The organism is Flagellimonas lutaonensis (assembly GCF_000963865.1).
GTDB lineage: Bacteria > Bacteroidota > Bacteroidia > Flavobacteriales > Flavobacteriaceae > Flagellimonas_A > Flagellimonas_A lutaonensis.
Genome location: NZ_CP011071.1, coordinates 1028816 through 1045060, shown reverse-complemented (window position 1 = coordinate 1045060; position 16245 = coordinate 1028816). Strand labels below are relative to the sequence as shown.

The 16245-nt window shown below is 45.0% G+C and carries 14 protein-coding genes and 1 tRNA gene; 11 read left to right on the top strand and 4 right to left on the bottom strand.

Translation table 11 applies throughout. The annotated features are described in order from the left end of the window. The first annotated feature begins 1 nt into the window (after position 1). The gene (locus VC82_RS04945; protein WP_045801378.1) at positions 2 to 967 is read left to right on the top strand and encodes a ThuA domain-containing protein; all 966 of its coding nucleotides are present in this window, start codon (positions 2 to 4) and stop codon (positions 965 to 967) included. 6 nt (positions 968 to 973) lie between these two features. On the opposite strand, the gene VC82_RS04940 is transcribed toward VC82_RS04945, so the two are convergent. Beyond that, the gene (locus VC82_RS04940; protein ID WP_245615981.1) at positions 974 to 1432 is read right to left on the bottom strand and encodes a rhodanese-like domain-containing protein; all 459 of its coding nucleotides are present in this window, start codon (positions 1430 to 1432) and stop codon (positions 974 to 976) included. A 108-nt stretch (positions 1433 to 1540) separates the two neighbouring features. On the opposite strand from VC82_RS04940, the gene VC82_RS04935 reads away from it, so the two are divergent. Further along, entirely contained in the window at positions 1541 to 3115 is a 1575-nt protein-coding gene (locus VC82_RS04935) for a glycoside hydrolase family 32 protein (RefSeq protein ID WP_045803263.1), read from the top strand. Here the strand turns inward: VC82_RS04935 and VC82_RS04930 are convergent. Continuing rightward, the gene (locus VC82_RS04930) at positions 3108 to 3335 is read right to left on the bottom strand and encodes a hypothetical protein (RefSeq protein WP_045801376.1); all 228 of its coding nucleotides are present in this window, start codon (positions 3333 to 3335) and stop codon (positions 3108 to 3110) included. The two genes, VC82_RS04935 and VC82_RS04930, sit on opposite strands and share 8 nt — an antisense overlap. Positions 3336 to 3844: 509 nt before the next feature. On the opposite strand from VC82_RS04930, the gene VC82_RS04925 reads away from it, so the two are divergent. From VC82_RS04925 to VC82_RS04890, 8 genes are all read left to right on the top strand, one after another. Then, positions 3845 to 3917, top strand: a tRNA-Phe gene (locus VC82_RS04925). A gap of 51 nt (positions 3918 to 3968) precedes the next feature. Then, positions 3969 to 4697: a type III pantothenate kinase gene (locus VC82_RS04920; protein ID WP_045803262.1), complete on the top strand. Its 729-nt coding sequence runs from the start codon at positions 3969 to 3971 to the stop codon at positions 4695 to 4697. Beyond that, positions 4698 to 5975 (top strand): BamG family beta-barrel-assembly machinery protein, encoded by a 1278-nt coding sequence (locus VC82_RS04915; protein WP_045801375.1) that lies wholly within the window; start codon positions 4698 to 4700, stop codon positions 5973 to 5975. Between the two features lie 39 nt (positions 5976 to 6014). Next, positions 6015 to 7385 carry a tetratricopeptide repeat protein gene (locus tag VC82_RS04910; RefSeq protein WP_045801374.1) on the top strand — a complete coding sequence of 457 codons (1371 nt, stop codon included), beginning with the start codon at positions 6015 to 6017 and terminating at the stop codon, positions 7383 to 7385. A gap of 2 nt (positions 7386 to 7387) precedes the next feature. Next, the gene (lptC, locus tag VC82_RS04905; protein ID WP_045801373.1) at positions 7388 to 7987 is read left to right on the top strand and encodes an LPS export ABC transporter periplasmic protein LptC; all 600 of its coding nucleotides are present in this window, start codon (positions 7388 to 7390) and stop codon (positions 7985 to 7987) included. A 1-nt stretch (position 7988) separates the two neighbouring features. Beyond that, positions 7989 to 8192: a hypothetical protein gene (locus VC82_RS04900; protein ID WP_045801372.1), complete on the top strand. Its 204-nt coding sequence runs from the start codon at positions 7989 to 7991 to the stop codon at positions 8190 to 8192. A gap of 2 nt (positions 8193 to 8194) precedes the next feature. Then, entirely contained in the window at positions 8195 to 9484 is a 1290-nt protein-coding gene (locus VC82_RS04895; RefSeq protein WP_045801371.1) for a hemolysin family protein, read from the top strand. Positions 9485 to 9568: 84 nt separating this feature from the next. Beyond that, positions 9569 to 11689: a peptidylprolyl isomerase gene (locus VC82_RS04890; RefSeq protein WP_045801370.1), complete on the top strand. Its 2121-nt coding sequence runs from the start codon at positions 9569 to 9571 to the stop codon at positions 11687 to 11689. A gap of 3 nt (positions 11690 to 11692) precedes the next feature. On the opposite strand, the gene VC82_RS04885 is transcribed toward VC82_RS04890, so the two are convergent. Beyond that, on the bottom strand, positions 11693 to 12619 hold the full coding sequence (locus VC82_RS04885) for a GYDIA family GHMP kinase (RefSeq protein WP_313777713.1): 927 nt from the start codon (positions 12617 to 12619) through the stop codon (positions 11693 to 11695). Next, the gene (locus VC82_RS04880) at positions 12588 to 13913 is read right to left on the bottom strand and encodes a hydroxymethylglutaryl-CoA reductase, degradative (RefSeq protein ID WP_045801368.1); all 1326 of its coding nucleotides are present in this window, start codon (positions 13911 to 13913) and stop codon (positions 12588 to 12590) included. The genes VC82_RS04885 and VC82_RS04880 overlap by 32 nt, the downstream gene beginning before the upstream one ends. Positions 13914 to 14076: 163 nt before the next feature. On the opposite strand from VC82_RS04880, the gene VC82_RS04875 reads away from it, so the two are divergent. Then, positions 14077 to 16236, top strand: a complete 2160-nt coding sequence (locus VC82_RS04875) for a S9 family peptidase (protein ID WP_045803261.1) — start codon at positions 14077 to 14079, stop codon at positions 16234 to 16236. Positions 16237 to 16245 lie beyond the last annotated feature (9 nt).

Here is a 16245-nt window from a genome sequence, read left to right as displayed (position 1 = left end):
AATGAAAAGAGCTAGATCAATCTGTATAGTCGTCTTCTTGTTTCTAGGTGCTGCCGTTTTGGGTCAGGCCGATAGGTATCCAGAAAGGGCCCCACACGTGGTTTTTGTGATGGGGGACGAGGAGTATCGGTCTGAAGAATCGATGCCCATGTTGGCAAAAATTCTCAAACGGGAGCTGGGCGCGAAGGTAAGTCTTTGTTATCCCTTGGATTCACTGGGCTTTGTAAACCCAAATGTCAAAGACCATATTGCTGGGTTGAAGGCCTTAAAAACGGCTGACCTGATGGTATTGTTCACACGCTTCAGGGCCTTGCCCGAGGAAGAACTTCATATGATTTTGGAATATGTTGAGACCGGCAGGCCCGTTGTGGGTTTTAGAACCACAACACATGCCTTTAGGTACGACGAAGGGCATTCCATGGAAATTTATAACGATGAATGGCCAATAAAGGTATTCGGACAAAAATGGATTACCCATCACGGGCATTTTTCAGATGGCCATGACCCCTTGACCCAAGTCTTTTTGGTGGGCAAGGATAACCCCATATTGAACGGGGTATCAGACTTCAAAGCCTTTTCATGGCTGTACCATGTAGATGGCGGAGACCATGAGTTGGCCGGTGACAGTGAGCCGATACTTATGGGGCGTTCACTCAGGTCAAAACATGAAATGGAAGGCCGATTGGATAAGTTTCCATTGGAAAACCCGGTGGCTTGGACAAAGACATACACTGGTAGCAAGGGAAAAACGGCACGCATCTTCTTTACCACCTTGGGCCATCCGTATGATTTCAAGGAGGTACCGATGCGCAAATTGGCCATCAATGGCATGTACTGGGCATTGGGCAGGGAAGACGAAATCCCCCCCGAAGGGGTGAACGTCACCATTGAAGGCAGCTACCATCCCAATAATTCCGGTTTTGGAGAGAAATTCAAAAAAAACCTCCGGCCTGAGGTTGTCGATTAAAGGTCTTCAATAGACCTTTTTGCCTTTTTTCAGCAATTTGCCCCAGTATTTGCTGAAGGCATGTACTTTTTCGGTTTTTCTTCCCTCCAAATCAAAAACAGGATTGCCTTGGTTTTTCCACTCAAAAATTCCGCCATACAAATTCCTCACATGGGCATAGCCCGCCTTTTGCAGCTTTTCTCCAATATCTTCAGAACGCACACCAATGGAGCAATAGACCACAATGGGTGTTTGCCGGTCAGGTATTTGGGCGATAATCGAATCGATGTCAAATTCTTTATGGCCCACCCATTTCGCATTTTTCAAATGGCTGACGGCAAATTCTTCCCATTTGCGGGTGTCTAGCAACACTATTGAGTCACTCACCTTAAGCTCTTGCACAGTAATATAGGGCACTGTCTCTTTATTGAACAGTTTTAACGTTTTGTCAAGGTTTTTCTGTGAGAATACATTTGTAATTGCCAAGAGTAAAATATATAATAAAAGTAATGGCCGTAAATTGTTCATGTGAAACCAAAGATACTGGAATCGGGGAAAGGTTTTTATTATCTTGAGAAATCAAACGAAAAACCAATGCTTAGAACGATCCTGATTGTATTGCTACCTTTGATAATGGCCAGTTGTTGGGAGAAGACAGTGCCAAATATGGAAAAAACCGCTGCGAGCGGGGCCTATCAAGAGCCCTTCCGTCCACAATTTCACTTTTCACCTACTAGGGGTTGGATGAACGACCCAAATGGTTTGGTCTATCAAGATGGGGTCTATCACCTGTTTTACCAATATTATCCCGATGCCACTGTATGGGGGCCCATGCACTGGGGGCATGCCGTTAGCGAAGATTTGGTGCATTGGCAACACCGGCCGATTGCACTGTTTCCTGATGAAAATGGACTTATTTTCTCGGGAAGCGCCGTGGTCGATAAGAACAACACCTCAGGTTTTGGAAAGGAAGGAAAAATACCACTGGTGGCCATCTACACCTACCATTCGATACAGGGGGAAAAGACCGGGCGCAACGATTTTCAGACCCAGGGTATTGCCTTTAGCCTTGACAATGGAGAGACTTGGACGAAATATGAAGGCAACCCTGTCATCGGCAACCCCGGTGTAAGGGATTTTCGGGATCCCAAGGTATTTTGGCACGAAGACACACAGAGCTGGATCATGGCCTTGGTGGTGGGCGATCATGTAAGGTTCTATCGGTCTATAAACCTAAAAGAGTGGCAGCATCTCAGCGATTTTGGCAAAGGGCAAGGAGCCCAAGGCGGAGTTTGGGAATGCCCCGACCTGTTTCCGTTGCAAGTTGAGGGAACCGACGAAACAAAGTGGGTACTGATCATCAGTATTGGAAGTGGTGGCCCCAACGGCGGCAGTGGCACCCAGTATTTTGTGGGCGACTTTGATGGCACCACCTTTACACCAAACCATGAAGAGTACAAGTGGCTCGACTGGGGCACCGATAACTATGCAGGGGTCACCTACAACAATGTGCCCAACAATGACAGAATTTTTATAGGATGGATGAGCAACTGGCAGTATGCCGTGTTGACACCCACTTCTACATGGCGGAGCGCAATGACCCTGCCAAGGAAATTATCGTTGAAAAAATTTGGTGATGACCATATGGTAGTGAACTACCCCGTTGAGGCGGTATTTGAATTGTTGGCCAAAGGGCAAACCCAAGACATGGTGCTAAAGGCAGCGGAAACCAAAGAATTTATGCATGATGGCCTAAATAGGTCAGAGATATCGTTCACTACGGAAACCCGTGATTTTTCGTTGGCCCTGACGAATGATAAAGGCGAGCACCTTAACGTTATTTTTGATGCAGCCTCTGATTTGGTCATTGTTGATAGAACCCGATCGGGCCTCACCGGGTTTCAACAAGAGTTTGGCAATAAATTGCATTACATGGATGTAAAACAGCTTCCTAAAGGGCTGTATGAGGTAACACTATTGGTCGATGCCGGTTCGGTTGAACTGTTTGTAAACAGGGGGCAGTTTGTAATGACACAGCAGATATTCCCGACAAGGCCATATACAAAATTGCTTATCGGGAATACCTCTAACTCACAAATGGAATTAAAAGGATTCTCAATAAGCAATGTTGCCTCTATCTGGGACGTTTCTAAAGGGGTGCTTAAATAAGCGGCCTGCCCTTCAAACGTTTTTCAATTTTTTGTTTTTTGACCGTCAAACGTTTCATAAGGTCCATCAAACTTGAATCTTTGGTTTTTTTGTAGATTTCATTGATGGCAAGGATCAGTCTCTTTGCCTCCCTTGAAGCCGCTACGCGGTCGCTTGTTGACATGTGACTTAGAGTTCTGTTTTCAAACTCTAAAGCAGATTGCATTAACTCTTTGGTCATTTTTGTTTTAAAATTAAGGTGCCACTCTAAATTCCTTTTCAAATAACCATATTTTGTTTTTATATGGCCATCGAATTTTGATATTTATGAAATATTTAAGAAAATGCGAGAAGGTGAAAATCAATGCATAGGCTCGATTCTAACATAAAAATAGGGATGTCAGGGGGGGCACTTCGATTTACTGAAAGTAGTGGTATAGGCTTTGGGCAAACATTGCAATTGAGAACAATAAGACCATATACCAAAAGATGTAGCCGATTTTTCGTTCAATAGTGTTCATGTGTCTCTACTTGGTGATAATTTGAAATGAAATTACGTATTAGGTTGTTCGCTGGGCCCGAATATTTATGAATGGTCGATTTTTTTATATAAATGGTCTTAACCTGTTGTGCCTAATTGGCTGTTCGAGATCAAGAGGGGCCATAAGTGAAATGGGCAGGCCGCTTTTTTTCTTTTTTGTTTGTAAATCCTAAATTTGAAAGTATATTTGCACCCGCTTATTCAAGCTTGGTGCCTTAGCTCAGTTGGTAGAGCAACGGACTGAAAATCCGTGTGTCCCTGGTTCGATTCCTGGAGGCACCACAAGCCCCGACAATCTTGTTGGGGTTTTTTTGTTTTGTAACTTTGGCCTATATGAACCTCGTTGTTGACATCGGTAATACCCTTATCAAATATGCGGTCTTTGATAGAAGCGAAATGATGCTCTTAGAAACCTCAGAACCCGATGATTTTCTTAAAACGGTAAAGGCCCTTTTTAAAAACCATCAAAAAATAAACCATGCGATCGTTTCTTCGGTAGGGGGCGATGAGCATAAGGCCTTTGAGGTGTTGTCGCTTTTCTGTCAGGTACACCAGTTGTCTCACCAGACAAAAACACCTTTCAAAAACAGTTACGCCACCCCGCAGACTTTGGGGGTTGATAGAATTGCGCTGGCCACGGCGGCCTTTTACCATAACCCGAACGGCAATACCTTGGTCGTAGATGCCGGTACCTGCGTTACGTATGATATGGTCAACGATTATGCTGAGTATTTGGGAGGGGCTATTTCGCCGGGTCTTGAAATGCGGTACCGTGCCTTGCATGAACATACAGCAGGCCTACCATTGTTGTCTCCCAAAGAAATATTGGATTTTATTGGGAACACCACTGAATCGAGCATACATAGTGGGGTGGTCAACGGCATGGTACAGGAAATCGATGGGGTAATCGACCAATATCGAAAGCGCTTCAAACATTTAACAGTTATTTTAACAGGCGGTGACGCCCATTTTTTTGCCAAAAGCCTAAAAAATACCATATTTGCGAACCCCAAATTTCTCTTAGTGGGGCTTAATCACTTGCTTGAGTACAATAAACGTTAGATGGTAAAGAAAACTCTGATTGCGTTGTTTTGCATGGCCTCCACTTTTGTCCAATCGCAAAACGGAACCATTTCCCCCTATTCATTCTTTGGAGTTGGTGATTTTAGAGAGAATGGTACGGTAGAAAACCAAATGATGGGGGGTATCAGTATGTACGTCGACAGCATTCACGTAAACCTTAGAAATCCTGCGGCCTACTCAAAGTTGGCACTCACTACGTATACCTTGGGGGTCTCGCATAGGGAATATCGATTAAAGGATTTCAACGAGCAACAGAACACCTCAGTTACCAATCTTGACTATTTGTCTGTGGGCCTGCCGTTGGGCAAGGGGGTTGGCCTTGGGTTTGGGCTCATGCCATTCTCATCGGTCGGGTACAATTTGATCTCACAAAGCACCAATGGTGACCAACAAAACGTCACCAACGTTTTCACTGGCGAAGGCGGGCTAAACCGCGCCTACATATCACTAGGGTTCAGGCCGGTCAAGAACTTAGCGCTGGGTGCCACTGCCAATTATAATTTTGGAACATTGGAGTACCAACGCCTACAACAGGTTGAAGGGGTGCAGTTTGGCACCATTGATAACCGCGAGTCACGAATCAATGGTTTTGATTTCAACTATTCGGCGATCTACACACCAAAAATCAAAGATAAGTATACCCTGTACTCATCGGTGGCGGTCAACACCCAGATTAACCTTGTCTCAAAAAATTCAGAGCGCATAGGATCCTTTTCGCAAGAGACCGGTCAAGAAATTGAGGTGATCGACGTTGATCTTGATGCCCAAAATCTTCGTAATACAGAATTGAAGATTCCTACCACCACGACCTTGGGGCTTGGCTTTGGGGAAGAAAAAAAGTGGTTCATGGGGGCAGAGTACAGTTTTCAGCAGTTCAGTTCTTTTGAGAACCGGTTTCTTGGTCAAGACAATGTCACTTATCAAGATGCGAAGAGCTATGCCCTGGGCGGGCATTTTATACCTGATTACACTGCTTTATCAGGATATTTTAAAAGGGTGACCTACCGTGCGGGCCTGCGTTACGATGTAACAGGTTTGGTGGTAAATGACAAGGAGATAAACAATTTTGGCATAACTTTTGGGCTTGGATTGCCGTTGAGCGGAACCATTACCGACCGATTCTCAAATATCAACATAGGATTTGAACTCGGAAGAAGGGGGACCACCGATGCAAATTTGATTGAAGAAAGTTACTTTAAAGTCAATATCGGCCTCTCGTTGAATGCCCTCTGGTTCCAAAAAAGAAAAATAAATTGATAAAAAATTAGTACATTGAACCGCTTAAAAACCAGTAAGATGAAAAAGAAATTTTACTTAACGATGATAGGTGTCGTGATGATGGTGGGTATAAGTAGTGCTCAGGCGCAAAATCCTGAGTGTATGACCAATCTTTCCATCTACGCAGAACACGCCAAGGTAAAGAACTACGATTCTGCCTACGAGCCTTGGAAAATGGTATACGAAAACTGCCCTGCGATCAACAAGGCAAATTTCACATATGGAGAGCGCATCTTGAAGCACAAGATCAAAAACTCTTCAGGGGCCGATAAAGATGGGTATATCCAAGAATTGTTGAACCTTTATGACAATAGCAGAAAATATTTTCCCGCCAAGTATACGACGGCAGAGGTCCAAATTGACAAGGCCCTATTGATGTATGACAATAAGATGGCCTCAGATGAAGAGCTATACAATATGCTCGATAAGGCTTTTAAAGAAGACAAGGCCAATTTCAAGAACCCAAAGGCACTGTATCTTTACTTTTCGACCTTGGTCGATCTTCACAATGCCGGTAAAAAAGACCTGCAAGAGGTTTTCGACGTATACGATGATGTAACCGAAAAAATTGAGGAGGAAAACCAAAAGTTGACCGACACCATCAACAGGTTATTGCCAAAAGAAGATGCTGGCACCTTGACTTCAAAGGAGAAAAAACAACTTAAGGCAGCCAATACCAATTCAGAATCGTACGGTAAAATTGCCGGTAGTATCGACTCAAAATTGGGTGCTTTGGCCGATTGCGACAACCTGATACCCTTGTACCAAAAAAGCTTTGAAGCTAAAAAAGGCGATATTAATTGGGTAAAGCGGGCCGTTGGTAGAATGTTCAGTAAAGAATGTACCGATGATCCACTTTTCAGAAAGTTGTTTGAGGCCCAATTGGCACTAGAACCTTCAGCCAGCGCATACCTATATGGTGGTACCCTAAAACAAAAGGCAGGCGACAGCAAAGGTGCCATTGCTGATTTTAACAAGGCCGTTGAATTGGAAACCGATGCAAGAAAAAAATCAGACATTCTGTATAAGATAGCCACCACGGTTCGTAGGGGCAGTAAATCGCAGGCAAGAAACTATGCCATGAAGGCCATAGACGCCAACCCGGCCAATGGTAAGGCCTATCTGTTGATTGCTAACTTGTATGCCACCAGTGCAAACGATTGTGGTAGCACACCGTTCGAAAAGCGGGCCATTTACTGGAAAGCTGAAGATATGGCTAGAAAAGCCGCCCGGGTAGACCCTTCTTTGAGCTCACGGGCCAGCCAAGCCGCTGCAAGTTATGCGGCCAAGGCACCCACCAAAGAGATGATTTTCAACTCTGGTATGGCAGGTAAGACTATCAGTTTCAACTGTTGGGTCGGCGGTAGCGTTAAAGTGCCAAACCTATAAGGTTGAAACAATCCATAAAATATTGTGCAGTACGTTTTGCCACGGTCTTTACCGTGGCATTACTTTTTATGTCTTGCAAAGACAACTATAAAAGAGTGGGCGAAGAGGCCATGACCAACTTGGTGCCGCAAGGGGTGGCCAAAAATTTCACATTGACCTACACCGAGGCAAAAAAAGAACTCGGCACCCAAGATTCCACAGAGTCAAGGGTGGTGGTGGTACTGACCAGTCCGTTGAACGAGAATTATGACAACCTAAAGTTTCGTCACCAAATTTTTCCTGAGGGGCTCCAAGTTGATTTTTATGATGAACAAAATAGAAAGAGTATCATTAAGGCTGATTATGGTATCGTGTACTCGGCCACAAATTTGATAGATTTACAGGGCAATGTGGTTATTGAAAGCCATGACGGCAAAAAATTGGAGACTTCGCAGTTGTATTGGGATCGCAGCCAAAACTGGATTTTCACCGAACACGGGTTCACCTATACCAATCCTGAGGATAGAACCATAATGGAAGGAGAGGGCATGGATTTCAACCGTGACTTTACTTTTTTCAATGCCCATAGAACATTTGGATTGATGACCATAAAAGACGAATGACATGATAAAAATCTTGCGCTACACCGAATACCTTTATCTGGCAGTTGCCATCATATCTATCTATAAAATAGTGACCCTTTGGTCGATAAACCCCAAAGACACGTATATCTTCATCTTTTTTGCGGTAGTCTCGATCGCGATGTTCCTTTTCAGGCGAAACTATCGAAAGCGGTTTGAGAAAAGAAAAAGGGAAAATAAAGAATAGCCTTGGACACCTCTCTGCTCATAATCATTGTTTCCTTATTGTTTTCCGCATTTTTTTCAGGTATGGAAATCGCCTTTGTGTCGGCCAATAAAATCCATATCGAAATCGAAAAAAAGCAAGAGGGTTTTTTGGCAAAAGTGCTGACCTGGCTGACCGAGAAACCTTCAAAGTTTATCGCCACCATGCTGATCGGCAACAATATAGCCCTTGTGGTCTACGGGTTCTTTATGGGTGACCTTTTGATGGGTTGGTTTGCCACCTTGGTGCCTTCGGGCTATGGCTTCGTCGATGTTATGTTGACCGATTTTAGCCTTCTGACCCAGACCTTGCTCTCTACCCTTATCATATTGCTTACGGCAGAGTTCTTGCCTAAGGTGTTGTTCCAGATTTACGCCAACACCCTGTTAAAGATATTGGCTCTTCCTGCATATTTCTTTTATTTGCTCTTTTCGTTTATATCGTGGTTTGTAATCAAGGTGTCTGACTTCATTCTCAAGAATTTTTTCAACACTGATGGCGACGAGGTGCAGCTTGCCTTTACCAAAATAGAGCTGGGCGATTACATTACCGAGCAAATGGAATCGGTGGAGGGGCGCGACGAGATCGATTCTGAGATACAGATATTTCAAAATGCCCTCCAGTTTTCAGAGGTAAAGGCCCGTGAGGTCATGGTGCCGCGTACTGAAATTACGGCGGTAGAACTGCACGAAACCCCCAAGAATCTGGCCAAGCTCTTTATTGAAACAGGCTATTCAAAAATTTTGGTTTACAAAGAAAACATCGATGAGATCATTGGCTATGTGCACTCGTTTGAACTCTTCAAAAAACCAAAGACCATCAAAAGCGTGCTGTTGCCGGTCGAGTTTGTGCCAGAGACCATGATTATTCACGACATACTCAATGTACTGACCAAAAAACGTAAGAGCATGGCGGTCGTTTTAGATGAATATGGCGGCACATCGGGCATTTTGACCATTGAGGATATCGTTGAAGAACTTTTTGGTGAAATAGAAGATGAGCACGATACCACCGATCTGCATGAAGAGCAGATAGATGAGCACACCTATAAATTCTCGGCCAGGTTAGAGGTAGATTACGTGAACGAGCATTACAAACTGGATCTTCCGAAAGGCGATGAGTACGAAACGCTGGGAGGGTTGATCATGAACCAAATGGGTGAAATACCGGAAAAAGATTCTGAGATTGTCATCGAAGGGTTCCGTTTTAAGATTTTGGAAGTCTCGAACACAAAAATCGATTTGGTGACCGTACACGCCATACCAGATAATTAACAGGTTTCGACAGCTTGGTATTCTTTCTTTTTTGGAAAGAAAACACTATTTTCGCGCTCTTAATTTTAAGGAAAAAGAACGCAGATGGCAGTTTTAGAAAATATTAGAAAGCGAACCACCGTACTTATCTTGATCATTGGTATGGCCCTTTTTGCATTTGTTATCTCAGGGGTGTTTACCGGTAGCGATTTCACAGGTGGCAAAGTGGGTTCGGCAGTCGCCGAGGTAAACGGTGAAAGTATTTCAATTGATGAGTTCAGACAAGAGGTAGAGCAGGCTTCACGAAGATATGGGCCCAATTTATCATCTACCCAACTGGTGAGCACTGTTTACGAGCAACAGATTCGCGAAAAATTGTTGGGCCAGCAGTTCGAAGATTTGGGTATTTCTGTGGAGAGCGATCAAATCGTCGAATTCGTCAGAAATTCCGGTTATGCGCAGATTCCTGATTTTCAAGATGAGAACGGTATCTTCAATCCAGAGATTTTTAAGGCAACCGTTGCCGACTGGCGTAGAAACGATCCATTGCGTTACGAGGCATGGCTTGAAGATGAAAAGGCCATTATGCAATCTGCCAAAGAGCAATTGTACTTCAATTTGATCAAGGCAGGGGTCACGGCCACCTTGATCGAGGGCAAGCTAGACTATAAGATGTCGAACGATAAAATCGATATACAGTATGTCAGGGTGCCCTATTCTTCAATTCCAGACAGCACGATTCAAGTTTCCAAAGAAGAGATTGCCGCCTATGTGAAAGAGCACAAAGAAGATTACAAGCAAGAAAAGGCACGAGATATCCGATTTGTATTTTTTGAGGAAAAGCCCTCTGCAGAAGATGAAAAGGCCGTTAAAGATGCCTTGATAGAACTTTTAGGAAACAGGGTTGAGTACAACGAGGCTGCCGATACAACCGATACGATTCCCGGTTTTAGGGACACTAGGGATATGGAAGCTTTTCTGGATAGGAATTCAGACCTGAAGTATGATACCATTTATAAGGCCAAAAAAGATTTGCCCGCCGTAGCCGCCGATAGTATCATGGCGCTTTCAGTAGGAGAGATTTACGGGCCCTACCGAGATGGCGATTATTTCAAGCTTTCAAAGGTAATGGACAGAAAGCCAAACGGTACGGTGAAGGCCAGCCACATATTGATCTCTTACGAAGGGGCTACTAGGGCCAACCCTAATGTGACCCGAACAAAAGAAGAAGCCGAGGCGAGGGCCAAGGAATTGCTGGAAGAAGCCAAAAAAGAAGGAACCGTGTTCACAACATTGGCCCGAGAAAACTCCGATGGTCCATCGGCCCAAAGAGGGGGAGACCTAGGGTATTTCCAAGAAGGCATCATGGCCGATGAGTTCAACGATTTCTGTTTTGGAAATCCTGTGGGGGAAATCGGATTGGTCGAGACCGAGTTCGGTTTCCACATCATCAAGATTGATGACAAACAAGATGTGGTAAAAGTGGCCACGCTTGCCCGTGAAATTGCACCATCTGAAGAAACCATAAACACCTTGTTCACCGAGGCCACCAAATTTGAAATGGCCGCCACCGAGGCAGAACCAGAGCAGTTTTCAGAAATTGCCAAAGAAAGCGAGCTGACCGTAAGGCCCGTGAACAAAATAAAGGAAATGGATGAGAACCTGCCCGGTCTCGGTTCGCAACGGGCTATTGTACAGTGGACCTTTAATGACGATACCGAAGTGGGCGACATCAGAAGATTCGACCTTGCCGAGGGTTATGCCGTGGTTCAGTTGACCAAAAAATACAAAGAAGGGGTAATGGCGCCTGAGGATGCCTCTGCCACGGTGCTGCCCAAAATCAGAAAAAAGAAAAAAGCCGCGAAAATCATCAGTGAAAACCAAGGTAAGTCTATGGAGGCATTGGCCCAAGACAATAATGTCAGCCTATCTACCGCTTCTGCGTTGACGTTGAAGTCGCCCACCATACCGGGGGCCGGCAGAGAGCCTTATGTTGTGGGGCGTGCTTTTGGCCTTGCCGAGGGCGAAACTTCTGATTTATTGGAAGGCGAAACCGGTGTTTTTATGGTCAAGGTCACCAAGAGGGAAGAAGCGCCGGACATCGATAACTTTACCACCTACGCCAACTCAGTTAGAACCACTAGGGTTAACAGGGTAAACGGTGATGTCTATAGGGCCTTAAAAGAGAAGGCTGAAATAGAGGATAGAAGGGCCATTTTTTATTAATGGTCAACGTACCATCCCTTTATAGGTAATAACTGTCTCAAAACCCTTGGATACAAAGTATTCAGGGGTTTTTTCATTTCCGGTGGCCAAGACAAAGTCTCCGCCCCAGGCGCCCAAGCTCTTGATTTCACCAAAATAATCGGGGAACAGTCTTGTTTTGACAGGGGGCATTTTCAATACTTTTGACAGCAACGCTTCATGCTCGGCCAAAAGGCCTTCAAAATCTTGAAGGGAGTCTACGCCCAAAATAGCTTCCGTAATACGGGAAACCTCTTTGCACAAAGTATGCTTGTCAATCTTTTGTGTTCTATAACTCGCGATTGCCTCCCTGCTGTTCTGTTTTTGGTTGAGATGAACAAAGAACAGCATATCGGAGAAGGGAAAATCAAGCCCCACTTCTTTGGTTGTGGGATTTCCCTCGACCAATTGATAGACAATGGCACTTTCCGCTTTGGCGCAGGCAATATCGTACCCACTGCCACCAAAGGTGTTCTGTAGCAATTGATGGGCATCAACCTTGGCCCATGTGGCAATATTGTTGATCAAGGTCGAAGAAGAGCCCAGCCCCCAATCGTTCGGAAAGGTGAGTTCCGTCTCAACCTCAAATCCTCCATCCACCAAAAAATCCATATTCAATTTTTTGGCCTCAATCAAAATGGTTTGCAAGACCTTGGCCATATCGGCTTTCGAGCTTGAAACGATTTTAAAATTGCCCAGATCGAAAATTGCCTCGAACCAAACATGGCCCCGGTGGTCAAGACTTTTCCATTCCACCTTTGGCCCCGATGCTCTTTTGTAGCGAAGATATTGCCCAAATTTTGTGGGTGCGGCCAAAGCCTTTGCCCCATCCAACACGGCGTATTCCCCCGTTAAAAGTAGTTTTCCATGGCTGTACAGCTCAATCATGGTGCCCGTTTCTAACGTTTTCAAGGGCTTCTTTTACAGAGGCATTGCTGACTGTTGCGGTCTTGAAGTGGGCGACGAGTGTTTCTTTTTCCTTTTCGGTGGCGCCCAATTGGTTGAGCAAGTTCAACAGGTGCATTTTCATATGCCCCTTTTGAATACCTGTGGTAACAAGTGACCTGAGGGCGGCGAAATTTTGGGCCAGACCGGCAACGGCCACAATCTGCATCAGCTCTTTGGCAGTAGGTTTCTGCAAAATTTCCAATGCCAGTTTTACCAATGGGTGCAATGATGTAAGTCCGCCGACAGTGCCCAGTGCCAATGGTACTTCCATCCAAAACTTAAAAATTCCGTCGTCGATCTCAGCATGGGTAAGACTTGAATAGTGGCCATCTTTTGAGGCATAGGCATGAACGCCTGCTTCAATGGCCCGAAAATCGTTTCCTGTGGCCACCACAACCGCGTCGATACCGTTCATAATGCCCTTGTTGTGCGTTACTGCCCGATGGGGGTCATTTTTTGCAATGGCAACGGCCTGTACCATTTTTTTGGCGAAGGTTTCTGGGTCTATGTCATCTTCGCCCAAAGCCGACACGGGGCAGGACACTTCTGCCCGCACCAAGCAGTTCGGCACATAGTTGCTCAGAATCGACATGATGACCTCGATGTTTTTCTCTCGGTCGGTAAACGGTTTGTGTTCTTTTGCCTCATCCTTTAGGGTGTCCGCGAATTGCTCTAAACAAGAATTGATAAAGTTGGCCCCCATGGCATCAAGCGTTTCAAAGGTACAGTGCAACTGGTAGTAGCCTTCAGTGGTGTGGGTTTTGTCGCGAAGTTCGATTTCTTTAATGCCACCACCCCTTTTTTCCATGTTCTTTGTAATGGGCTTTGCACTTGCGATAAGTGATTCCTTGACGGTCGCAAAAAAGGCATGCAGTTTATTCTTGTCGCCATGATACAGAAAATGTACCTGCCCCACTTTTTCAGTGCCGATAACCGTAGCCTTGAACCCTCCCCTTGAAAGCCAAAATTTGGCGGCCTTGCTTGCAGCGGCAACCACTGAACTTTCTTCTATGGCCATGGGTATGGCATACAACCGTTCGTTGATCAGAAAATTTGGGGCTATGGCGAAGGGCAGGTAATAGTTCGAAAGGGTGTTTTCGATAAACTCGTCATGCCGCTTTTGAACGTGTGGGTCTTGGTGCCAATATCGCCTGAGGGTTTCCCCGGCTTCTTTGGGGTTGTCACAATACTGGTCTACCAACCATTTTATTTTTTCTTCCTTGGTGAATTTTGAGAACCCTTCTACCGGTTTTTGCATGGTGTTCGGTTAAGGGTTCAAAGATAATCATTACCCCATATATGGCGCACTGCAGTGGCGCTCGGTGTAGCCCGGTTGCCAATAAAGGTTTATGGGGTGAAAAATTTAATTTTTAGGTAAATTATTAGTAAACTTGATGGTTTTTAACCAATATAACGTACCTATGCGAAAACACTTCTTTCCGCTAGTTTTACTCTTTATTTCAACCACAGTTTTAACGGCACAAAAGAAACAGATAACCTTGGAGGAAATCTGGGGCGGTGCCTTCCGTACCGAGCGAATGGATGCGCTGCGTTCAATGAAGGATGGAGACCACTACACCGTGTTGAGCTTCAACAGAAACCCAAGGGGCAGTTCGCTTGATAAGTATGATTACCAAACGCTTGAAAAGGTCGAGACCTTGGTTGCCTCTTCAGATGAGGTGCCCTATTTTACTTCCTATGAGTTCAGTGCTGATGAATCGAAATTGATTTTGGCCACAGAGATCGAACCTATCTTCAGGCGATCTAGACGTGGCATCTATTATGTGTACGACCTTGCCGATAAGACCTTGACCAAGATTTCAGACAATTTGATACAAGAACCTGAATTGTCGCCAGATGGCTCTAAAGTGGCCTACGCCTATGACAACAACCTCTATTTGTTCGATGTTGAAGGTGGCGAGACCGTGCAAGTTACCATAGATGGTAAAAAGGGCAGTATCATCAATGGTATTACCGATTGGGTGTACGAAGAGGAGTTTTCGTTCGTGCAGGCCTTTGAATGGAATGCCGATGGAAGCAAGATCGCCTTCTTGAAATTTGATGAGACGAATGTGCCACATTTCTCAATGGACATCTATGGACAAGACCTATACCCCTTTCAATATGAGTTCAAATACCCCAAGGCAGGTGAAGAAAACGCCATTGTTTCGTTGCATATGTACGATGTGGCTGCCGGATCTATTTCAGATATTGATTTGGGCGACCCCTATTATATTCCTAGAATAAAATGGATGAACCACCCTGACCAATTGAGCGTTCAGACCATCAACCGCCACCAAAACCATTTGAAACTGCAACGGGTAAACGCAAACGATGGTTCGGTTTCTTTGTTGCTGGAGGAAAAAGACAAGGCCTATGTCGATATTCATGACAATCTTACCTTTTTAAAAAATGATAGCTTTATTTGGACGAGTGAACGCGATGGCTTTAACCATTTGTACCTCTACGACCAGAAAGGAAACCTGAAGAACCAGATAACCAAAGGCCCATGGGAGGTAACCGCGTACTATGGCTTTGATGAGAAAAAAGACCGTATTTACTATCAATCTGTAGAAAATGGTTCCATAAATCGAGATGTCTACAGCATCAGTAGTTCCGGTAAAAAGAAAAAGCGGCTGACCGAGCGCGAAGGCACCAATATGGCCGACTTCAGTGCCGATTATACCTACTTCATCAACACCTACTCCAGTGCCAACACCCCTTGGCAGTACACACTGCACAGGGCATCGGACGGCAAACTGCTAAAAGAGATCATCGACAACCAACAATTGAAAGAAAAACTCGATGGCTATGAAGTGGCTCCCAAAGAGTTTTCGACGATTTCCATAAACGGCAACGACCTGAATATGTACATGATCAAGCCGGTTGATTTTGATCCCAATAAAAAGTATCCGCTGTTCATGTTCCAATATAGCGGACCGGGATCACAACAAGTGGCCAACCGTTGGATGGGCTCCAATGATTACTGGCACCAAATGTTGGCCTCAGAAGGGTACATCATCGCTTGTGTCGATGGCCGGGGCACCGGATTCAAGGGCCGCGACTTTAAGAAAGTCACCTATCTCAACTTGGTGAAATACGAGACAGAAGACCAGATTGCCGCGGCGAAGAAATTGAGCGAACTCCCCTATATCGATGAAGAACGTACCGGTATTTGGGGGTGGAGTTTCGGGGGGCATATGAGCACCAACTGTTTGCTCAAAGGCAACGACACCTTTGAAATGGCCATAGCCGTGGCACCGGTCACCAGCTGGCGTTTCTACGATACGATCTACACCGAGCGTTTTATGCGCACCCCGCAAGAAAATCCTGAAGGGTATGACAATGAATCGCCGTTCAACTATCCTGAGTTGTTGAAGGGCAAGTACCTATTGGTGCATGGTTCGGGCGATGACAACGTGCATGTGCAGAACACCATGCGAATGATCGATGCCCTGGTGCAGGCCAACAAGCAATTCGATTGGGCCATTTACCCAGACCGTAACCACGGCATCTATGGGGGCAATACCCGATTGCACCTGTATACCATGATGACAAATTTTGTAAAAGAAAACCTTTAACCAAACCAA